The following is a 22,059-nucleotide window of genomic DNA, read 5'->3' as shown; positions in this document are numbered from 1 at the left end:
CCTCCTTGCTAAATATATTTCTAAAATATATTTTAGCACCAGTATAATAAAAGTCAAGAAAAATTTAGCACTCATCACTCCTGAGTGCTAATAATTTTATTTTTATGTAAAAATTCTTTAACATACTTGTCCCACTCATATTCCCCTGTTTTATCCATTGTAAATTCTTTAGGAGAAAATCCTGTTATAATTTTAAGTTTACCTTCTTCAAAAATAACATTCATAAACATAGCTGATGAATTTGTATATATGCTATCCATAGTCTCTCTATCGGCACAAAATATAATTTTTATACTTTTAGGAAGTTTATCACCCTTTATAATATCAAAAGCATAATTTTTAATATCTTTCCATAAACATATTTTTCTTTTTTCTCTTTCTTCCTCTATTACATCAGTAAAAAAATTGCTGTTATAATCACAATGTATTTCAAAAGTTGTAAATGTTGTAACCAAAAAACTTCTAACTTCAAAATCATCAAACATAGAACTTTTCAAAAGTCCTGCCATAAAAGTTTTTGTATTTTCTATTGAAAAAGATATCATTTTTTCCCCTCCAAATTACTTTTAAAACTATATTGTTCATTAAAAAATACATAGTTTTATAAAAATATTTATTAATTGTAATAATTATAGTATAATAATTCTATTCATATATTTTATGCGAGGAGGTAAATCATTGTCAAATTATTTAAAATACATAAAGATAATTACAATTATAATGATTTTAAGCATTGCTCTAACTTCTTCCCTCCTTATATATTCAAACTCAATAAATAAAAAAATAGACACTCAATCTATTGATTCATTAGAAGATGCTTCATTAAAAAATATAGAAATAATGCATAAGGAAGTAAAATATACAGAAAAAATAATAACAGGTGCTGCCCTTGAAATTTCTAAAAAAGACAACATTGATATTTACAATGTTGTCGAAACTTTAGAGCCATTAAAAAGAATTTATGATTTTAATGAAATAGGAGTTATTACTCCTGATGGTAAATTTTATAAATCAGATGGGACTGTAAATTCTCTCGAAAATTTTGGTTACAGCTTTGAATATGCACAAAGTGAGATGGAAAAATATAATATAGGCATATATATGTCTAAAAACGGTCGAAATACTGCTTATACTGCACCTTTATATGATAATAATCAAAATTGTATAGGATATATATATGCTACCTATAACTCAGATTATTGGGACAAAACAATAAAATTAAACTCAGATGAAAAATCTTATTTTTCATATATAATTTCTCCAGATGGTGAAATTATGATTGCACCTCCAAAAGGTAATTTTATAAACAAAAATAATATTTTTGACTTAACTTTAGAAATAAATAATGATGCTAAATCTTTTTTAGATAAAATTAAATCTGATATAAAAAATAATAAATCTGGTTCTTATATATCTTCAAATGATAACTATTATTTCAAATATATATATTATGAACCTTTAGGTATAAATGATTGGTATATAATTTCATTTATACCATTAGAATTTATTTCAAGTAAAACAAATAGTATTTCTTATGATATAAATATTCTTTTATTTTCTATTATATTACTTTTCTATATATGTATATTTATAATAGTAATTTTAATATTAAAACATAATAAAAAAGTAATTAGTGTACTTTATAGAGATGATATAACAGGAGGAGACAGTTATATAAAATTTGAAGAAGATGCAAAAACTTTAATTCCAAAATATAAAAACAAAGCTGTTTTTGCTATTATTGACCTTGATAAATTCAAACTTGTAAATGAAATGTTTGGTATAGAAGAAGGCAATAAAATAATAAAAATATTATGGAAAATTCTTATTAAATATAAAAACTCTGATGATATAATAGCACACAGGTATGCCGATGAATTTGTTGCCATATTTACATATAATGACATATCAGAAATAAAACAAAAACTTGAAAATATAGAAAAACAAATTCAAATAGTTTCAGAAAAACATAATAAGTCATATATAAAACTTTCAATAGGCATATATGAAATAAAAGAACCCAACATACCTTTTGAAATAATGTATAGCTATGCAAATATGGCTAAAATGACAATAAAAGGACGAAACGACCTTTTTTATGCCTTCTATAATGACAGTATAAGAAAACAAATGTTGGAAATAAAAGAATTAGAAGATAATCTTGAAGAAGCCTTAAAAAACAATGAGTTTGAACCATGGTATCAACCAAAATATTCAACTGACGGGGATTTAATGGGTTCTGAAGCTCTTATAAGATGGAGAAAAAAAGACGGAACAATAATACCTCCTGATAAATTCATTCATTTATGCGAGACAAATGGTTTTATACGTCAAATAGATTGGAAAATTTTTATAAAAACATGTAAACAGATGAAAGATTTGATTGATAAAGGAAATAATATAGTTCCTGTATCAATAAATTTATCAAAGGCATATCTCTATGATATAAACATTGTAAAAGAGTTTAAAAATGAAATTGATAAAATAGGTCTTCCACACAAGTATATACAATTTGAAATTACCGAAAGTGACACATCACAAAATATAGAAAAAATAAAAGAAATAATATCAGAATTTCATAAATATGATTTTAAACTTCTTTTAGATGATTTTGGTACAGGTTATTCATCTTTAACATCTATCCAAGTTTTTGATTTTGATATACTTAAACTTGACAAAATGTTTATAAAAAACATAGGAACAAATCGTGGGGATAATATAGTTTTATATACAATAAATATTGCAAAATCTCTCGGTATGGAAACAATTGCAGAAGGTGTTGAGACAAAAGAACAGTTTGAGTTCTTAAAAAATAATAATTGTGATTATATACAAGGATATTATTTTTCAAAACCTTTAAATTTTGAAGAATACAAAAAGATATTAAAATAAAAAGCCTGAAAAATTCAGGCTTTTTATTTTTAAAAAATATTATATCTTGTTTTCAAAAGTCTCATAAATATTATACTTACAAAAACTGTAATCATTTCACCAAAAGGAACCGCCCACCATAGTCCTATTATTTCAAAAATCATTGAAAGCATAATTATTCCAACTATTGTAAAAAGAAGTGTTCTTGAAAATGATATTACAGCAGAAACAAAGCCATTTCCTAAGGCTGTAAAAAGTGCTGATGAAAATATATTTATTCCCGAAAATAAAAATGAAACTGCAAAAATTTTAAGTCCATATTGTGATAAATTATAAACATTAGTATCTTTTTTAAAGAATATAATTGAAATCTCATTTGAAAATATAAAACCAATTAAAAAAATAATACATGAAACAAACACAGTAAATTTCATACAATTTTTTATAGTATTTTTAAGGAAAGTTTTTTCCAAAGCCCCATAATTATATGATATAACAGGAGCAACACCTATTGAAAATCCTAAGAAAAAAGCTGTCATAAGAAATTGAACATACATAGCTGCTGTTATAGCAGCAACACCGTCAGCTCCAGCATATTTCATCATATATATGTTGAAAAGGAATGTTATTACACTTCCTGAAAGATTTGTCACCATTTCAGAAGAACCATTTGACGATGTTTTTAATAAAATATCACTTTTAAATCGTGTTTTAGTAAAACAAAGTCCTTTTTTATTGATAGTAAAAAATATAACTCCACCAATAGCCGGTATAAAATAACTTGTCACTGTGGCATAAGCTGCCCCCTTAATACCCATTTCAAAAGGAACTATTAAAACATAGTCAAAAACCATATTAAAAAGTCCTCCAACTATTGTCAAAATAAGTCCAAGAGTAGGTTTTCCCGCTGTAACAAAAAATGATTGAAATAAAAGTTGTAATCCACTTACAGGAGCAAAAATCATTAATATTTTAAGATAAGTAGATGCAAGATTTATAATACTTCCCTCTGCACCAAGAAATATAACAATTTTTTCACTAAAAGTCACTGATATAATACTTATAAGTATACAGACAATAACTGTTGATATTACAATAAGTGAAAAATCCCTTTTTGCCTCATCAAATTTACCCTGTCCCATTTTAAGAGACACAATAGCACTTCCCCCTGTTGAAGCCATTACGCCTATACCTATAATTATGTTTATTGCTGGATAAGCTATATTAATAGCTGAAAGTGCATCTGTACCAACAAATCTTGAAACAAAAAATCCGTCAACAATAGTATACAATGACATAAACATCATCATAATTATTGAAGGAAGTGAAAAAATAAGTAACTGAAAAAAAGTAAATTTTTTTGAAATATCTGTTTTCATACTATCCTCCTTGATACTATTTTATCCGTTATGGTATTATAAAGTATAGTGTAACCCGATAGTCAAGGAAGGATTTTTTATGTCAGAAAATATATATTTAACCACAGGAGAATTTGCAAAATTATGTAATGTATCAAAACATACACTTTTTCACTATGATGATATAGGAGTTTTTTCTCCTGAAATAATTAAAGATAATGGATACAGATATTATTCTATATGGCAATATGACACATTTATTATAATAACAGAGCTTAGAAATCTTGGAATGTCATTAAAAGAAATAAAAGAGTATATTGACAATCGTTCACCCAAAAAGCTTATAAATCTTTTTGAAGATAGAATAAGTGTACTTGAAAATAAAATAAATCACATTAAAAGTTTTAAAAATTCAATAGAAATAAGAAACAGAGAGCTTATAAACATACCAAAAAATAATAAAAATGATGTTTTTAGAGAGGTTATAAAAGAAAGCTGTTTATTATTTTCAAAGACTGTTGAGTCTTTAGAAGATATTGACTTTATATTTTATTCATCAGAAATAATCAAAGAATGTATAGAACTTGGAATATATCAAAATAATCCTTATGGTGCTACAAGAAGTCTTTCTTCAATCAGACAAAAGGATTATAACTCATATATGGATATTTTTGTTATCGTTTTAAATTCAGAAGAAAAACCCTATTTAAAAAAACGTCCTGCTGGAGAATATATAATAAAATATCATTTCGGTTCATACGATAATATAAAAAATTCCTATGATAAACTTTTAGAATATATAGATAAAAACAATATTGAGACAGAAGATATAATATACGAGGAAAATGTAATAGACTATTTTGCAACAAAAAACGAAGATGATTTTGTATTTAAAATTATGGTAAAAACAAAAAAATCTTTTCAGGAATAACCCTGAAAAGATTTTTTATTTACTCATCTTTTTTATAACCTATAATATTATCAAAAACAGACCAAATCTCCTCTTTACCCTGTTTTGTCATGCTTGAGAAAGGAATTATTTTCTCATCAGCTGACATATTAAGAGCCTTTCTTATAATAGAAACGTGTTTTTGAAGCTGACTTCTTTTAATTTTATCTGCCTTTGTTGCAATTACTATTATGTCATAGTCATAATGTTTGAGCCATTCATACATCATTTTATCATTTGCACCAGGCTCGTGACGTATATCTATTAAAAGAACAATACTTTTTAAAGTCTCTCTCTGATAGAGATAATCTTCTATCATTTTACCCCATTTCTGTATCTCAGTTTTAGGAGCTTTAGCATAGCCATATCCTGGAAGGTCAACAAAATACAATGTATTTTCAACATCATAAAAATTTATTGTTCTTGTCTTTCCTGGACTGGAGCTAGTTCTGGCAAGAGATTTTCTGTTGAGAAGTCCATTTATAAGTGATGATTTTCCAACATTAGATTTTCCTGCAAAAGCAATTTCAGGTTTTCCATCTTTTGGATACTGTTCAAGTTTTACACCAACAGCAGCCAATGAAGCGTTATTTACTTCCATACTTTCTCTCCTTTTAAAACAGCCGCTTTTAAAACATCTTCCATTTCTTTGGCAAAAACAAAATCAATTCCATCTTTTATATTTTCAGGAATTTCATCTAAATCCTCTTTATTGTCAAAAGGAATAACTATCTTTTTAACTCCTGCTTTTTTAGCAGCAAGAACTTTTTCTTTAAGTCCTCCAATAGGAAGAACACGTCCTCTTATTGTTATTTCACCTGTCATAGCAACATCATTTCTTATTTTTGCCCCTGTAAGAGCAGAAATCATTGCTGTCGCCATTGTTATTCCGGCAGAAGGTCCATCTTTTGGAACAGCTCCTTCAGGAATATGTATATGAATGTCTTTTTCTTTGTAGAAATTTTCATCTACATTGAACATATCAGAGTTTGCACGTATATAGCTTATAGCAGCCTTTGCAGACTCTTTCATAACATCTCCCATATTTCCTGTAAGCTCAAATTTTCCGCTGCCTTTCATTGTATTAACCTCAATAGAAAGAGTATCTCCTCCAAATTGAGTCCAAGCAAGACCTCTTACAATACCTACTTGTGGAGTATCAAAAATTTTATCATGTTTTATTTTCTTTTTACCTAAAAATTCTTCAATATTTGATAAATTTACAGTCACAGATTTTTTATCACCGGAAACTATTGATTTCACAGTCTTTCTGCAAAGTTTACCCATAATTCTTTCAAGCTGACGAACTCCAGCCTCTCTTGTATAACCGTCTATAATCTCATCAATAGCCGGTTCTGTAATTTTTATATTACTTTTCTTGAGACCATGTTTTTTAAGCTGTTTAGGATAGAGATGTTTTTTAAATATATTTTTCTTTTCTTCAGATGTATAACCTGAAAGCTCAAGTATTTCCATTCTATCACGCAAAGCAGGTGCTATTGTGTCAAGAGAGTTTGCTGTACATATAAATAACACATCTGAAAGGTCATAAGGAACTTCCATGTAATGGTCTCTAAATGTATTATTCTGTTCACCGTCAAGAACTTCCAAAAGAGCTGATGAAGGGTCACCATTAAAGGATTGACTAAGTTTATCAATCTCATCAAGAAGTATAAGCGGGTTATCTGTTCCAGCTTGTTTTACAGCCTTTATAATTCTTCCCGGCATAGCTCCAATATATGTTTTTCTGTGTCCTCTTATTTCACTTTCGTCTTTAACTCCACCTAAAGACATTCTCACATATTTTCTATTAAGAGCTGAGGCAACAGATTTTGCTATTGAAGTTTTACCAACTCCCGGAGGACCATATAAACAAAGTATAGGAGTATTTGAGTTTGGAGCATTTTTAATTACTGCAAGATACTCAAGTATTCTCTCCTTAACTTTTTCAAGACCATAATGGTCTTCATCAAGTATTTTCTGTGCTTTTTTAATATCAAATTTCTCTTTTGTCTTTTCACCCCAAGGCATATCAAGAACCCAATCAAGATAATTTCTTGTAACATTTGCATCTGGTGATGATTGAGAACCTCTTTCAAGTTTTAAAATTTCTCTTTCAATAACTTTTTTAGAGTCTTCTGGAATATCTTTATCAGCAAGAAGTTTTTTATATCTATCTATATCAGAAGCAGAGTCCTCTCCCAATTCTTCCTGTATAACTTTAAGTTCTTCTCTCAAATAGTATTCCTTTTGTGATTTATCTATATTCGCTTTTACTTTTTCCTCAAGCTGTTTTTTAAGTCTCACTATTTCAAGTTCTGAGTTAAGTATCTCAAAAACAGCTTCAAGTCTTTTTACAGGGTCAAGTATTTCAAGAATTGTCTGTCTTTCTGATTGATTTATATTAATTCCAGAAGCCATAATGTCTGCCATTTGACCAGGCTTTGTTGCAGATATTACATTTACAACACCCTCATTTCCAGCTTGCATTCTATTGCCCATTTTTATGTACTCGTCAAAAGCATCAGAAGTCATTCTCATAAGGGCAACAGTATCCACATCAGGTTCTTCATCAGAGTCTTGAGGTATCTCTATAATTTCTGCTATGTCACAATCTTCATTTTCAATAACTTTTACAAGATTTCCTCTTATAACACCCTCTACAATAACATGAGTCACATTTCCCGGAAGTCTTAGTATTTGTTTTACCTTTGCAACAGTTCCTATGTCGCATATATCTTCACGTTTCGGAGCATCCACAGAAGGGTCTTTCTGAGATGCAAGGAAAACGAGTTCATTTCCGCCAGTAGCCTTTTCTATTGCATCAAGGGATTTCTGTCTTCCAACAGAAAAACTTATAATCATATTAGGAAAAACAGTAAGCCCTCTTAAGGGTATTAGAGGCATTAATTCTGTTGATTTATCCATTAAATTCACCTCTTTAAAATCTATTTTATAAAATCCATATTTAGACGTAAAGTCATTATACATTAAAAAATATTATGTAACAAGATTAAACTACATTTGATTACATAAATCGTCATTATTCACACAGAACACAATTCGTTACATAAAAAATCTGTCGTTACACATGTTTACGACAGATTTTTATAGATTTATTCATTAACCTTCTTTATATCAAAAGGTGTTGTCTGGTAAACAAAATAGTTAAGCCAGTTTGTATATAAAAGCTGGCCATGGGAACGCCATTTTAATACAGGCTCATTTTCCGGATTATCATCCTCAAAATAATTTTCAGGTATATTAGGATTTTTTCCAGCATTAAGGTCTCTGTAATACTCTGTTGCAAGAGTATCTACATCATACTCTGAATGACCTGTAACAAAGAACTGACTTCCACTTTCATTTCCAACAACATAAACTCCCGCTTTATCTGAAACAGCCATAATTTTAAGTTCAGGAACTTTTTCAATATCCTCAGCTTTAACCTCAGTATGTCTTGAGTGTGGTGCATAGAATGTATCATCATATCCTCTAAAAAGTCTTGATTTTCTATTTAAAAGTTTATGTTCAAAAACTCCAAATATCTTTTCAGGAAGCTGATATTTTGGTATTCCATAATGATAATAGAGTCCCGCCTGTGCACCCCAACATATATGGAATGTAGAATGAACATGAGTTTTTGACCATTCAAAAATCTCACAAATCTCGTCCCAGTATTCAACCTCTTCAAACTCCATATTCTCAACAGGTGCTCCTGTTATAATCATGCCGTCATATTTTTGGTCTTTTATTTCATCAAAAGTTTTATAAAAATCTATAAGATGTTCTTGTGGTGTATTTTTTGAAGTGTATGTACTTGTCTGTAAAAGTTCAACCTCTATCTGTAAAGGTGTATTTGAAAGACATCTCAAAATCTGTGTTTCTGTGGCAATTTTTGTTGGCATAAGATTAAGTATAATTATCTTAAGGGGACGTATATCCTGATGAAGGGCTCTATATTCAGTCATAACAAATATATGCTCATTTTCAAGAACCTTTTGTGCAGGAAGTCCGTCAGCTATTTTAATAGGCAATCAAATCACTCCTCATATTTAATAAATAATTATTATATCATAAAAATTTTTTAAAAGCTATATTCCAAAGTATATTATATGTTCATAAAATCAATCAAATTTATAATTTAACCGTATATAGCTTTAAGGTTATTTTAAAACTTTTCATTATAAGTTTACCATAAAAGAACAAAGTTGCCAAAAAAATTTTAAAATGATAAAATCATTATCAAAAGGAGGTTTTTTAATGTTTCATAGTATTATATGGTATGCAAAATTTGTCATAACTCTTATACTAAAAACACCACAGCTTAAAAAAGCTGACAAAATACTTAAAAATGAAGGTCAAGAAGCCTTTGACGAATTTTCATACAAAGTAACAAATGAATGGGCATTAAAAAGAATAAAAGACAGTGGTGCTCATATAACAGTTTATGGGAATGAAAAAATTCCACAAGACAGAAATGTTCTATTCATAAGCAATCATCAAAGTGATTTTGACATAGCAATATTTCTTGGCATGATAAATAAAAATGCTGGTTTTGTAGCAAAAAACGAGATGGAAAATATTCCTCTTTTAAGCCATTGGATGAGAAATATACACTGTGTTTTTATGGATAGAAAAGATATTAAAAAAGCAGCAAAAACAATAGTCGACGGAATAGCTCTTCTCAAAAAAGGTTACTCAATGGTTGTTTTCCCTGAAGGCACAAGAAGTAAGTGTGATAAAATGGGAGAATTTAAAGCTGGAAGTTTCAAACTAGCAACAAAACCTAAAGTCACTGTTGTACCTGTAACAATAGACGGTTCATATAAAATTATGGAAGGAAACAATTATATAATAAAACCGGCTGATGTTAATGTTTATATCCATGACCCTATTTTTACAGCAGACCTTTCAAAAGATGAACTTTCAAAGCTTCCCGAAAAAGTTCGCTCAATAATAGAAGAACCTATAAAATCAAAACAATAAACGGTGATAATATGAATGTTAAAATAAATTATCAAAAAGAACTGGAAAAAACACTTAAAGAAATAGAAAAACAAGGCACTATTCCAAAACTTTTTTTACACAGTTGTTGTGCTCCATGTAGCAGTTATGTTTTGGAATATCTCTCACAATTTTTTCAAATAACAGTATTTTACTATAATCCCAATATATATCCGGCTGAAGAATATAATTATCGTGTAAAAGAGCAACAAAAACTTATATCAGAGCTTAAAACAAAATATCCTGTAAATTTCATTGAAGGTGTTTATGATACAGATAATTTTTATGCTATGGCAAAAGGTATGGAAAACATACCTGAAGGGGGAGAGCGTTGTTTTAAATGTTATGAAATGCGTCTTAGAGAAACAGCAGATTATGCATTAAAAAACGGTTTTGACTATTTCACAACAACACTAACAATAAGCCCTTATAAAAACGCTGAAAAAATGAACGAGATAGGAAAAAAGATAGCTGAAGAAAAGGGAATAAAATACCTTTATTCAGATTTTAAAAAGAAAAATGGTTATCGCCGTTCCATAGAGCTTTCAGAAATTTATGGTCTTTACAGACAAGATTACTGTGGTTGTGTATTTTCAAAAACCGAAACAGAAAAAAGACGAGGTGAAAAAAATGAAGCCTGACAGAATTAAAAAAGTTATTGAAAATATGGAAAACTCCAATTTAAAACAGATAATAGTATATTCTAAACATTCAATATACTATCTTACAGGAATATGGGCAGAACCGGGAGAACGTTTAATAGCTCTTTACATAAACACTGATGGAAGAATAGAACTTTTTTCAAATGCAATATTTGGAATTGATACTGTATCAATAAAGAATTTTGTTCATAAAGATGGTGAAAATCCTGTGGCTGATTTAGCTTACACATTATCATCAGGAGCAGTTGGAATTGACAAAAATTTACCTTCAAAATTCCTTATAGGTATAATGGAATTAAGAAAAGATATTTTTCCTGTAAACGGTTCTATGCCTGTTGATATAGCAAGAATGATAAAAGACACTGATGAAATAGAAAAAATGCGTCATTCATCAAAAATAAATGATGAAGTTATAAAAGAAGGTATTGAAGCTATAAAAGACGGTGTCACAGAAAAAGAGTTAGCAAATATTATAAACAACGGCTATATGAAAAGAGGAGCTTCAAGGGGAGGAACTCAACTTGTAGCTTTTGGGAAAAACTGTGCAAACCCTCATCATGGTTCAAAAAATATAACTTTATCTAAAGGTGACAGTGTTCTTTTTGATATATTTTTACCTATAAATAAATACTGGTGTGATATGACAAGAACAGTATTTTTAAAAGAAATAACAAAAGAACAAGAATATGTTTATGAGACTGTAAAAACAGCAAATATAAAAGCCATAGAAAAAGTAAAAAACGGTGTTCCTCTCAAAGATATTGATAAAGCTGCAAGAAGTTACATTGAAGACAGAGGATATGGAAAATATTTCACTCATAGAACAGGACACAATATAGGTCTTGAATGTCATGAATTACCTGATGTAAGTAGTCAATCAGAGTTTTGTGCAAAAACAGGTATGATATTTTCAATAGAACCAGGAATATATATTCCAGACCGTTTTGGAGTTAGAATAGAAGACCTTGTTCTTGTAACAGATGATGGCTGCGAAATATTAAACAGCTATACAAAAGAACTTCAAATTATAAAATAAGCCTTTCCAATATGGAAAGGCATTTTTTATGTATAAATATATTTAAACTGTCTATACTCCTATACTGAAAGGAGTGTTATATATTGGAAATAATATCAGCAATACTTATATCATCACAGCTTATATTTACATTTATAGCTGGAATGTATTTTTTTCAGAATATACGTTTTTCAAACAACAGTAAAGCAATATTTAACAGTGATTTTAGAGACAGAGAAGAAAAGCTTTTAAAACTCAAAAGTATAAAACTTACAGAACCTTTATCAGAAAAAACAAGACCAAAAAGTCTTGATGATATAAAAGGTCAAGATGACGGCATTAAGGCTTTAAGAAGTGCTCTTTGCAGTAAAAATCCGAGACATGTAATAATATACGGTCCTCCCGGTGTAGGAAAAACAGCTGCTGCAAGACTTATACTTGAAGAAGCAAAATTAATGTATTCATCACCCTTTGGAAAATTTTCAAAATTTGTTGAAATAGATGCAACAACCCTTCGTTTTGATGAGAGAAGCATAGCAGACCCTTTAATAGGTTCTGTTCATGACCCTATATATCAAGGTGCAGGAATTTATGGAAATGCAGGAATTCCACAGCCAAAAGAAGGAGCTGTAACAAAAGCCCATGGGGGTATACTTTTTATAGATGAAATTGGAGAATTACACCCTGTACAGATGAATAAACTTTTAAAAGTTCTTGAGGACAGAAAAGTATTCTTTTCAAGTTCCTATTACAGTGAAGAAAACAAAGCTATACCAAGATTTATACATGATATTTTTAAAAATGGTATGCCGGCAGATTTTAGATTAGTTGGTGCAACAACAAGAAAACCAGAAGAAATTCCCCCCGCTTTACGCTCTCGCTGTACAGAAATATTTTTTAAAAGCCTTGACCATAATAATATAGAAATTATAGTTTCTGACGCTTTCAAAAAAACAGGATATAAATTTGAAAAAGACACAGAAAAACTTATAGCAGATTATGCAACAAATGGCAGAGAGGCTGTTAATATAGTTGAAAATGCTGTATCAATAGCAGAGATAGAAAGAAGAAGTTATGTATCATCAAAAGATATTGAATGGATAGCAGAAACCTCTCATAAAATAAAAAATACAATAAATAAAATCAAAGAAACATCTGAAAAAGGAATTGTAAATGGTCTTGCTGTTACAAATAACGGAAATGGTACTGTTTTAGGAATAGAAATATCTGCTGAAATTTCAAGTAATGGAGAAGGCTCTTTAATAACAACAGGTATTGCAGAAAATGAAACCATTAAAAATTATACAGGCACAATTTCAAAGAAAAGTAATATACTCTCATCAATAGAAAATGTTATAACCTGTTTTGAAAATTTCACGGGGATTTCTTTAAAAGCCTACAATATACACATTAATTTTACAGGTGGAACTGTTGCTGATGGTCCTTCTGCTGGTATAGCTATGTATTGTGGTCTTTATTCGGCTGTATTTAACATTCCTATTCCAACAGACATGATATTTACAGGAGAGATTTCAATAAAAGGAAATATACTTCCTGTTGGTGGAGTTTTTGAAAAATTAAAAGCCGGTTTTGAAGCAGGAGCAAAAACAGCTTTTATACCCTTTGATAATTTTCAAAGTTCTCTTGAAAAAATTGATATTAATATAAATCCTGTTAAAAATATATCTGAGCTTACAAAATATGTATTTGAACCAAATATGCCTAATATATACAGCGATAAAGCAGTATAAATTAAATATTTTTTAAAAATAAAATGCTCTATAAATACAAATTTATAGAGCATTTTCAAAATCATTGACTTTTAATATATTTTGTTAGATAATATTACTACTATGTCGGGGTGTGGCGCAGTTTGGTTAGCGCGCATGACTGGGGGTCATGAGGTCGCAAGTTCAAATCTTGTCACCCCGATTTTTTTTATTTTTTATTTATTATTTTCTATCTTCTTCATCATATATTGAATATTGTGCTTTTCCAAGATGTTTTGCATGATATAAAGCTTTATCAGCTTTAGAAAATATCTCATTATATGTATTTCCATTTTCAGGAAATATTGATATGCCTATTGTCCCTGAAACAGGAAGTATACTTCCATTATATTTATATTCAGATTTAAAAATTGAAAGAATTTCATCGCCTTTTCTCTCTGCAAAAATTATACTGTTTATATTTTTGGCAAATACACAAAACTCATCTCCACCTATTCGACCCACAATATCACTACTTCTAAAAATAGATTTTAATTTTTTTGAAAATTCTTTTAAAACATAATCTCCCGCCATATGTCCATAGGTATCATTTATATTTTTAAATCCGTCCATATCTATTACAAAAAGTATTCCGCTGATATTATCATTTATACAGTCTTTTATTTTAAATTCTGTTGTGGATTTATTATAAATCTGTGTCATTCTATCAATTTCAGCATCATATTTAAGTTTTTCTTCTTCCTTTACAGTATTGTCTATATCTAAAACAAACATTATTCCAACAATATCCCCATTTTCAAGACTTTCTGTAACATACACAAATATTTCAGACCATGTATAGCTATCTTCATGATATCTCTTATATCTTAAACTCACTTCTTTTTTTCCATTTTTATACATAGTTTTAAGACTTTCAATGCTGAACACATCTAAAAAATTATATTTTTTATTGTCAATAATATACTTTCTATTAATAGATTGTATAAGTTCACTGAGACTAATGTTATCATTTGAAATTATTCTATTTCTATATCTTATATTATTAACAGTATTTTGACTTACGTTTATTTCGCAACTAAATATTGCATTTGATATTATTATATTTTTGTATTGCCCCATTTTTAGATATTTTATTTCAGTTTCTTTAAGAGATGTAATATTATGAGCAGTTCCAACAGCTTTTATAGGATTTCCATTTTCATCGTATATTGATGTCATTTTTATTTTAAACCACTCATATTTTTCATCACCAACATTGACAGCCATTTCGCACTCTGCTTCTTTTTTTCCATTATCTATATCTCTAAAACACATTACAATATCATTTTTAAAACTCTCTTTTATATATTTTGATGAATATATATGATGTGAAATATTTTTAATGACATCTGTATCAAAATATTTTTTGTACCATATATTTTTAAAGACAACAGTACTATCTTTTATAATATATTCAAAAACAGCACTTTCAGATATATCAGCAGCAAGAAGATATCTTTCTTTATTAACCTCCATAAGCTTATTAGCAATAATTATTTTTTTATTACTGTTACTTCTATTAAAATATGCTAAAAGTTCTGTAATTGCGAATATTGAAATTATACTGGCAAGCAAAAGAACCCCTGCATTTTTAATATTTATTGCATATCTTGCAATGGCACTTGAAGGAACAATTGAAATTATATAAAAATCACTAATTCCTACGGGCATATAATAAGCATATCTTTCATCTATATTTTCATAAACATAATGTATAAAACCACCATTACCCTTTTTTAAATCATTTTTAAAATTTTCAACAGTATAACCTTTTTTCATAGTAGAATTATCAAAAATTTCAATTATATTATTCGTTGTATATTCTGAAGAATAATGAGGTGATTTTAATATAATGGAGCCTGAAGAATTAAATATATGAGTGTATCCTTCACCATAAAAACTTGTTATATAAAGTATTTCTTCAAGCTCATCAATGGTATACAAACCATAAACAACATCATCATTTTGTGACTTTTTTGATGATGAAAAAACAAGGGCATTTTTGCCTTCTATATTAACTATAAAAATATCGTCTTCATACTGATTATATATATTTTTTAATTCATCTGAAAAAGTATAATCTGTTGAAATAAAATTTCCATTTCTATCAATTATAAATATACTGTCAAAATCACTTTTATCTAAAAATTCATTTAATACATTTTCTATTACAAATTTATCTTCATAATTTTCATTGAAAATAATATTTGAAACACCGTTTATATATTCAAGTGAATTTTTAAGTTTTGTTTTGACAGCTACACTGCTTTGTTCAGATATTTCTTTTAATTGATTTTTTGTATTAACAACTTCTGATTTATTTATATCTTTAAAAAAAGATACAAAAGAACAAGTCATAATAATTACTATAAAAAATATATAAAAAAATATAATTATTCTTTTTTCAATAACTTTTTTCATATAATTACCACCAAAATATAATTTTTTATAATTATATCATAAAAGTATTAAGCTAAAAACTTTTTAATATAAAAAAAGAGTATATGAAAATCATAATTTCATATACTCTTTAAAATATTAGTTAGAAGCTTTTACCTTTATCCAAAGATTAGCAAGTTTTTCTTTTAAAACCTGATTATCTCTGAAAACTTCATCTTTTTCATAACCTGTTCTAGGAATATAAGCTTCATTTCCAAAATATTCTCCGCCTTCTGATGACATATCTTTTAATACATCTTTATTTGTTGAAGCATATCCAACTGTGTATGAGTTATCATATGAAGCATCATAAGTGAGAACATAGTTTATAAATTCATGGGCAAGTTTTGGATTTTCTGCATTTTTAGGAATTACCATAGCATCACACCACATATTTGTTCCTTCATTAGGAAGGAAGAAGCCCATATCCTCATTCTGTGAAAGTATATAAGCAGCGTCTCCACTGTAAACAACAGCCATATCCTTCATACCATTAGCCATGTTATCAATTACCTCATCAGTAACATAAGAAGGTTCCATAGTGTTATTAAGCTCTATAAGCCAGTTATAAGCTTCCTCAATTTCTTTTTCATTATCTGTATTCATTGAGTATCCAAGAGCTTTTAAGGCAACCATGAATGAGTCTCTCTCTGAGTCATACATATATATTTTGCCTTTATATTTTTCATCTTTAAGAATATTATATCCTTCTTTTTCAAGGTCTTCTATTGAAACATTGTTTTTGTTATAAACAATACCAACACTGCCCCAGAAATATGGCACTGAATATTTTCCCTCTGGGTCAAAAGCAAGATTTTTTACACCATCATAGAGATTAGCCTCATTAGGTATTAATGATTTATCAAGCTCCATAAGAGAGTCATTTGCTATAAGTCTCTCTATCATATAATCAGAAGGCACAAGAACATCATAGGAGTCTCCAGCCTGAATTTTTGTGTACATCATTTCATTTGAGTCAAAGTATTCAGTTATTACTTTTACACCAAATTCTTTCTGGAAATTATTTATAAGGTCTTCGCCCATATATTCTCCCCAGTTATAAAGTTTAAGTGTGTCAGAACCGTATTTTTCAACAGGGTCTGGAACATCAGATGAAGTTCCTCCTCCACATCCTCCAAGAAGCATTGTTGCACCTAAAACAAGAGCAAGTAATTTTTTCATATTCTTTCGTTCTCCTTTTTCATTTTTTTATCTTTAATAATAGGTATAACATTTATAAGTATTAAAACTACTGTTATTATAAGTATTATTATTGTTGAGAGAGCATTTATAGAAGGGTTTATACGTTTTGACATTGTATAAACCATTATTGATATATTGTTTACTCCATTTCCTGTAACAAAGTATGATATAACAAAGTCGTCAAAAGACATTGTAAAAGCAATAAGTGCTCCCGAAACAATTCCTGGCATTATCTGTGGTACAATAACCTTTGTTAAAGCTTGCCATGGTGTAGCACCAAGGTCTAAGGCTGCATCTGCAAGATTAGGGTCAAGAGAGCGAAGTTTTGGCATAATACTTAATATAACATAAGGTATACAAAACATAATATGAGCTAAAAGCATTGTCATAAAACCTTTTTTAACGGCTAATGTACTAAAAAGCATAAGTAAACCAATAGCTGTTACTATTTCAGGGTTCATAATAGGCAATGAATTTATCTGTTCAACAACTATCTTAACTATTCTATTTGATTTTGAAAGACCTATGGCTGTTATTGTTCCCACAATAGTTGAAATTACTGTGGCAAGAACTGCTATTGCTATTGTATAGAAAACAGCCTGCATCATAGTTGAGTCATTAAACATCTTTTCATACCACTGTAATGAAAATCCTTCAAAGTGAGTGAGAGACCTTGATGAATTAAATGAAAATATAACTGTGTATATTATAGGTATGTAAAAGAAAGCCATTATAATGAATATATATATTTTTGAGAAAATACCTGTCTTTTTGTTCAATTAAAACGACCTCCTTCCATATGTTCTCCCTTATCAACTTTCTTTGTAATATACATTGAAATCATAATTATTACTGCCATAATAAGAGAAATAGCACTTCCGAAATTCCAGTTTCCAGATGTCAAGAACTGAGACTCAATAACATTTCCTATTAAAACAAATTGTCCTCCACCTAACAATTTTGGTATAAAGAAACTTGAAACAGCAGGAAGGAAAACAAGTGTAATTCCACTTATAACTCCTGGTAATGATAGAGGTAAAGTCACTCTCAAAAAGCACTGTAATCTGTCAGCACCAAGGTCACTGGCTGCTTCAATAAGGCTTTTATCCATTTTTGTTAAAGATGTGTGTATCTGTAAAATCATAAATGGTATAAAGTTATACACCATACCAAGTATAACAGCAAAACTTGTATGAAGCATTTTTACTTCTATTCCAAAAAATGAAAGTATTGTACTAAGTATACCGTCATCCTGCAATATACCCATCCATGCATATGTACGAACAAGCATATTTATCCACATAGGCAATGTTATAAGTAAAACAAGTATCATTTTTTTCTTGCCTTGAACTTGAGCTATTATATAAGCCGCAGGATATCCAAGTATTATACATATTATTGTTGTAACAACAGCAATAAAAAGAGACCTTTTTAATACCTCAACAAATATTGCATCACTAAAAAATCTTCCAAAATTTTCAAATGCAAATCTAAATGTAGTAACATCGTTACCTTTAACTGTAAAGGCATACATAAGTATCATAAGCATAGGCACAACAATCATTGCCGCAATCCATACTATATAGGGGTATGCCATACTTTTAAACTGTCTCATACTTAATAACTCCCCTTTTTAGACATAATATGAATATCTTCAGGATTAAACCATAATCCCACTTCATCCCCTACTTTATGTTCATCTGTTGTGTCAACTTTATATTCATGACCTTCTGTTTTGAATGTAACGTCATATATTCCAGGAATAATATTTTCAGGGTCGAAAGTATAAACAACGTCACTTATCTCAACAGAACTTCCGTCTTCCATACTCCAACAGGAAGCATTAGCCCATGTTTTAAGGTCTGTTTCAAGAGCAATACTCTCTTTAATCTCGTCACAGTTTTTAAAGAAGTTCATAGCATATATTTCTTCCTGATACTCTTTATTTATAACTCTGTTTTCATCTTTAACTATCATATTGACAGTAACACTTGTACCGGAAGAAGTTTTAAATGTAACAGGATATTTTCCGTTTTCTGCTTTTATATCATATTCAATATGAGTTATTGAATTCCATTCATCTGTTTCAGGGTTCCAAGCCTGAGCGTCTGCTCTTGCTATAATATCAGCATCAGTAAGCTCTTTTACGTCCTCAACATCAAGATAGAAATCATTAGCACTCATTTTTTCATTAGCTGACTCATTAAAAACAGGCTCTTTATCACGAACAACCATTTTTACAGTTATACTTGTACCAGATTTTGTCTCAACAATAGTTTCATAGTGCACACCTTTAAAGAGAACTGATTTTACAAAACCTTTAAGTTTTCCTTTACTTTTTTCAACAATGTCAAGGTCTTCAGGACGTATAACAACATCAATTTTCTCATTAGGCTCAAAACCAAAGTCTACACACTGGAATTTTTTATCTTCAAACATAACTTCATAATCATTTAACATAATACCATCAATTATATTACTTTCACCTATGAAGTTTGCAACAAACTCATTTACAGGCTCGTTATATATATCAGTAGGAGAGCCTATCTGCTGAATTTCACCGTCTTTCATGACAACGATTTTATCAGACATTGTGAGGGCTTCCTCTTGGTCATGAGTTACATATATAAATGTGATACCAACTTCCTGCTGTATCTTTTTAAGCTCGTGTTGCATTTCTTTTCTAAGTTTAAGGTCTAAAGCTCCCAAAGGCTCATCAAGAAGAAGAACCACAGGCTCATTAACAAGGGCTCTAGCTATGGCAACACGCTGCTGCTGTCCTCCTGACATCTCTGTAACACTTCTTTTTCCATAATCCTCAAGTCCAACAAGTTTAAGCATACGCATAACTTTTTGTTCAATAATATCTTTAGGTTCTTTTTTTATTTTAAGACCGAAAGCAATATTATCATAAACATTAAGATGTGGGAAAAGAGCGTATTTCTGAAACACAGTGTTTATTTCTCTTTTATAGGGAGGAATTTTTGATATATCTTCATTATCAAAAAGAACTTCTCCCTCTGTTGGATTCAAAAATCCTCCAAGTATTCTTAAAAGTGTAGTTTTTCCACAACCACTGGGACCTAAAAGTGTAACAAATTCATTTTCATAAATATCAAGATTTATACCTTTAAGTACAAGCTGTCCGTCAAATTCCTTTACAATATTCTTAAATTGAATAAGTTTACGCATTTTTACCTCCTAAAATAACGGCGGTGTTGACACCCATAAAATTTTTGCAATTGTCTTTTTATTGTTTTCAATATAATGAAAACTTTTGCCATTCATATAAAAAGTTTCTCCTTTTCTCACAGTATATTTATTCTCTCCACAGACAAGAGTTACTGTGCCTTCAAGGACATATCCAAACTCCTCACCGCTATGAGGTGAAACTTCAAAAGAGCGTCCTCCCTTAGGTATTTCAATGAGAATAGGCTCCATTGAATTTTTCTGTGTATTGGGAACAATCCAATTTACAGTATAATTTTCTTTTTCATCAACAAAAAAATCACCTTTTTGAAAAACAACTTTCTCCTCTTTTTCTTCCATAAAAAACTCTGAAAGTGAACTTCCAAGTGCTTCCAAAATATCATTTAAAGTAGAAATAGATGGAGAGGTAAGGTCTCTTTCAAGCTGTGAAAGAAAGCCCTTAGTAAGTTCGCTTCGGGAAGCAAGTTCTTCAAGAGTGAGACCTTTTTGCACCCTTAACTGTTTTACTTTATGACCTATATCCATATTTCCTCCTTTAGAAATACTAAACATTTATATTAACTAAACTAAACCTATATCATTATACTATACATCAAAATAAAATCAATAGTATAAAACAAAAAATTTTATATTATTAAACTTAATTTATATATTTTGTGATATATAAAATTAGCGTTAATATAATTAAACTTTAAAAAAATCCAATAAATTCAATATATTTTAAACATTGAAATTTATAATTGTTAAAAAGTTTATAACAATTAAACTTATAAACCACAGATATTAAACTCACAAAATGATAAATTTATATTGTAAAATTTTTTCATAGGTAGTAAACTTATCTGCGGAGGTCTTAAAAATGGATAAAAAAACTAATATTATAAAACCCAAAATCACACCATCAGAAATGTTTTTGACAGGAATACTTTTAGCTTTTACAGGTGGCTTTCTCGATGCTTATACATATATTTTAAGAGGCAACGTTTTCGCCAACGCTCAGACAGGAAATATTGTATTGTTAGGTATAAATATAGCCACAGGAGACATTAAAAAAGCTATATACTATCTTATACCAATACTAGCTTTTGCTGTTGGTATATTTCTTACAGAGATAATAAAAAGAAATTTTTCAGAAAAAAAGCTTTTACACTGGCGTCAAATAATAATATTATTTGAAATAATAATACTTTTCATAATAGGATTGTCTGATGAAAACATTCCAGACTCATTTATAAACGTTTCTGTATCTTTTGTATGTGCATTACAAGTGGCATCTTTCAGAAAACTTTCAGGTTTAGGCTATGCCACAACAATGTGTACAGGAAATTTACGCTCATCTGTTGATAAATTAAGTCTGTTTTTATTTGAAAAAGATAAAAAAGCTCTCATTGACTCAATACTTTATATGTCAATAATAATACTTTTTATAGCAGGTGCAGCAACAGGAGTAATACTTATAAAACACTTTAGTCATAATTCTATATGGCTATGTTGTATACTTTTATTATTTGTACTTATAATACTTCACGAAGAAGAATAAAAAAACGGAAGGATAAATTCCTTCCGTTTTTATTTT

17 protein-coding genes, 1 tRNA gene and 1 pseudogene are annotated in these 22,059 nt (G+C 29.1%); 8 read left to right on the top strand and 11 right to left on the bottom strand.

Features of this window, described 5'->3' with window-relative positions; translation table 11 throughout:
- Nucleotides 1–74: 74 nt before the first annotated feature.
- Complete coding sequence (locus tag B5E58_RS06420; protein WP_088108861.1) at nt 75–545, bottom strand: DUF5721 family protein; 471 nt, start codon at nt 543–545, stop codon at nt 75–77.
- 133 nt (nt 546–678) lie between these two features.
- Here B5E58_RS06420 and B5E58_RS06415 point away from each other — a divergent pair, with 133 nt between their 5' ends.
- Complete coding sequence (locus B5E58_RS06415; protein ID WP_158097684.1) at nt 679–2,892, top strand: GGDEF domain-containing protein; 2,214 nt, start codon at nt 679–681, stop codon at nt 2,890–2,892.
- A 29-nt stretch (nt 2,893–2,921) separates the two neighbouring features.
- Here B5E58_RS06415 and B5E58_RS06410 read toward each other — a convergent pair whose 3' ends face one another.
- Nucleotides 2,922–4,250: an MATE family efflux transporter gene (locus tag B5E58_RS06410; protein WP_088108859.1), complete on the bottom strand. Its 1,329-nt coding sequence runs from the start codon at nt 4,248–4,250 to the stop codon at nt 2,922–2,924.
- 79 nt (nt 4,251–4,329) lie between these two features.
- Here B5E58_RS06410 and B5E58_RS06405 point away from each other — a divergent pair, with 79 nt between their 5' ends.
- On the top strand, nt 4,330–5,160 hold the full coding sequence (locus B5E58_RS06405) for a MerR family transcriptional regulator (protein ID WP_088108858.1): 831 nt from the start codon (nt 4,330–4,332) through the stop codon (nt 5,158–5,160).
- 19 nt (nt 5,161–5,179) lie between these two features.
- Here the strand turns inward: B5E58_RS06405 and yihA are convergent, their stop codons facing one another.
- From yihA to metA, 3 genes are all read right to left on the bottom strand, one after another.
- Nucleotides 5,180–5,779, bottom strand: a complete 600-nt coding sequence (gene yihA, locus B5E58_RS06400) for a ribosome biogenesis GTP-binding protein YihA/YsxC (RefSeq protein ID WP_088108857.1) — start codon at nt 5,777–5,779, stop codon at nt 5,180–5,182.
- Entirely contained in the window at nt 5,770–8,106 is a 2,337-nt protein-coding gene (gene lon / locus B5E58_RS06395) for an endopeptidase La (RefSeq protein ID WP_088108856.1), read from the bottom strand. The genes yihA and lon overlap by 10 nt, the downstream gene beginning before the upstream one ends.
- Before the next feature lie 188 nt (nt 8,107–8,294).
- The gene (metA, locus tag B5E58_RS06390; RefSeq protein WP_088108855.1) at nt 8,295–9,215 is read right to left on the bottom strand and encodes a homoserine O-acetyltransferase MetA; all 921 of its coding nucleotides are present in this window, start codon (nt 9,213–9,215) and stop codon (nt 8,295–8,297) included.
- A 226-nt stretch (nt 9,216–9,441) separates the two neighbouring features.
- On the opposite strand from metA, the gene B5E58_RS06385 reads away from it, so the two are divergent.
- The 5 genes from B5E58_RS06385 (at nt 9,442) to B5E58_RS06365 (ending at nt 13,794) form a co-directional block, all read left to right on the top strand.
- Nucleotides 9,442–10,167, top strand: coding sequence for a lysophospholipid acyltransferase family protein (locus B5E58_RS06385; protein ID WP_088108854.1), 726 nt, complete (start codon nt 9,442–9,444; stop codon nt 10,165–10,167).
- Nucleotides 10,168–10,178: 11 nt separating this feature from the next.
- A complete protein-coding gene (locus B5E58_RS06380) occupies nt 10,179–10,826 on the top strand; it encodes an epoxyqueuosine reductase QueH (protein ID WP_088108853.1) in 648 nt (215 codons plus the stop codon).
- The gene (locus tag B5E58_RS06375) at nt 10,816–11,883 is read left to right on the top strand and encodes a M24 family metallopeptidase (RefSeq protein WP_088108852.1); all 1,068 of its coding nucleotides are present in this window, start codon (nt 10,816–10,818) and stop codon (nt 11,881–11,883) included. The genes B5E58_RS06380 and B5E58_RS06375 overlap by 11 nt, the downstream gene beginning before the upstream one ends.
- Before the next feature lie 83 nt (nt 11,884–11,966).
- Entirely contained in the window at nt 11,967–13,613 is a 1,647-nt protein-coding gene (gene lonB / locus B5E58_RS06370) for an ATP-dependent protease LonB (protein WP_088108851.1), read from the top strand.
- A 106-nt stretch (nt 13,614–13,719) separates the two neighbouring features.
- Nucleotides 13,720–13,794, top strand: a tRNA-Pro gene (locus B5E58_RS06365).
- Nucleotides 13,795–13,814: 20 nt separating this feature from the next.
- On the opposite strand, the gene B5E58_RS06360 is transcribed toward B5E58_RS06365, so the two are convergent.
- The 6 genes and pseudogenes from B5E58_RS06360 to B5E58_RS06340 form a co-directional block, all read right to left on the bottom strand.
- A complete protein-coding gene (locus B5E58_RS06360; protein WP_088108850.1) occupies nt 13,815–16,052 on the bottom strand; it encodes a diguanylate cyclase domain-containing protein in 2,238 nt (745 codons plus the stop codon).
- 117 nt (nt 16,053–16,169) lie between these two features.
- On the bottom strand, nt 16,170–17,252 hold the full coding sequence (locus B5E58_RS13765; protein ID WP_164493547.1) for an ABC transporter substrate-binding protein: 1,083 nt from the start codon (nt 17,250–17,252) through the stop codon (nt 16,170–16,172).
- Complete coding sequence (locus B5E58_RS13760; RefSeq protein ID WP_242956615.1) at nt 17,249–18,052, bottom strand: ABC transporter permease; 804 nt, start codon at nt 18,050–18,052, stop codon at nt 17,249–17,251. Before B5E58_RS13760 ends, B5E58_RS13765 begins: the two co-directional genes overlap by 4 nt.
- Nucleotides 18,049–18,888 carry an ABC transporter permease gene (locus B5E58_RS06350; protein ID WP_088108849.1) on the bottom strand — a complete coding sequence of 280 codons (840 nt, stop codon included), beginning with the start codon at nt 18,886–18,888 and terminating at the stop codon, nt 18,049–18,051. Before B5E58_RS06350 ends, B5E58_RS13760 begins: the two co-directional genes overlap by 4 nt.
- Nucleotides 18,889–19,391: 503 nt before the next feature.
- Nucleotides 19,392–20,465: pseudogene (gene potA, locus B5E58_RS06345) on the bottom strand (spermidine/putrescine ABC transporter ATP-binding protein); the annotation flags it as partial.
- Nucleotides 20,466–20,474: 9 nt separating this feature from the next.
- Entirely contained in the window at nt 20,475–21,008 is a 534-nt protein-coding gene (locus B5E58_RS06340) for a helix-turn-helix domain-containing protein (protein WP_088108847.1), read from the bottom strand.
- Nucleotides 21,009–21,342: 334 nt separating this feature from the next.
- Between B5E58_RS06340 and B5E58_RS06335 the strand changes: the two genes are divergently transcribed.
- Nucleotides 21,343–22,023 (top strand): YoaK family protein, encoded by a 681-nt coding sequence (locus B5E58_RS06335; protein ID WP_206608554.1) that lies wholly within the window; start codon nt 21,343–21,345, stop codon nt 22,021–22,023.
- Nucleotides 22,024–22,059 lie beyond the last annotated feature (36 nt).

The organism is Tyzzerella sp. An114 (assembly GCF_002161055.1).
Lineage (GTDB): Bacteria > Bacillota > Clostridia > Lachnospirales > Anaerotignaceae > Fimicola > Fimicola cottocaccae.
The sequence above is the reverse complement of the archived record's forward strand: the minus strand, read 5'-3'. Positions and strand labels throughout refer to the sequence as shown.

Excerpts from the sequence above, each read along its gene's own strand:
- B5E58_RS06410 (WP_088108859.1), bottom strand. The coding sequence starts at position 4,250 with ATGAAAACAGATATTTCAAAAAAATTTACTTTTTTTCAGTTACTTATT.
- B5E58_RS06380 (WP_088108853.1), top strand. The coding sequence starts at position 10,179 with ATGAATGTTAAAATAAATTATCAAAAAGAACTGGAAAAAACACTTAAA.
- B5E58_RS06375 (WP_088108852.1), top strand. The coding sequence starts at position 10,816 with ATGAAGCCTGACAGAATTAAAAAAGTTATTGAAAATATGGAAAACTCC.
- B5E58_RS06340 (WP_088108847.1), bottom strand. The coding sequence starts at position 21,008 with ATGGATATAGGTCATAAAGTAAAACAGTTAAGGGTGCAAAAAGGTCTC.
- B5E58_RS06420 (WP_088108861.1), bottom strand. The coding sequence starts at position 545 with ATGATATCTTTTTCAATAGAAAATACAAAAACTTTTATGGCAGGACTT.
- B5E58_RS06405 (WP_088108858.1), top strand. The coding sequence starts at position 4,330 with ATGTCAGAAAATATATATTTAACCACAGGAGAATTTGCAAAATTATGT.
- B5E58_RS06385 (WP_088108854.1), top strand. The coding sequence starts at position 9,442 with ATGTTTCATAGTATTATATGGTATGCAAAATTTGTCATAACTCTTATA.
- B5E58_RS06350 (WP_088108849.1), bottom strand. The coding sequence starts at position 18,888 with ATGAGACAGTTTAAAAGTATGGCATACCCCTATATAGTATGGATTGCG.
- B5E58_RS13765 (WP_164493547.1), bottom strand. The coding sequence starts at position 17,252 with ATGAAAAAATTACTTGCTCTTGTTTTAGGTGCAACAATGCTTCTTGGA.
- yihA (WP_088108857.1), bottom strand. The coding sequence starts at position 5,779 with ATGGAAGTAAATAACGCTTCATTGGCTGCTGTTGGTGTAAAACTTGAA.
- B5E58_RS06360 (WP_088108850.1), bottom strand. The coding sequence starts at position 16,052 with ATGAAAAAAGTTATTGAAAAAAGAATAATTATATTTTTTTATATATTT.
- B5E58_RS06335 (WP_206608554.1), top strand. The coding sequence starts at position 21,343 with ATGGATAAAAAAACTAATATTATAAAACCCAAAATCACACCATCAGAA.
- lon (WP_088108856.1), bottom strand. The coding sequence starts at position 8,106 with ATGGATAAATCAACAGAATTAATGCCTCTAATACCCTTAAGAGGGCTT.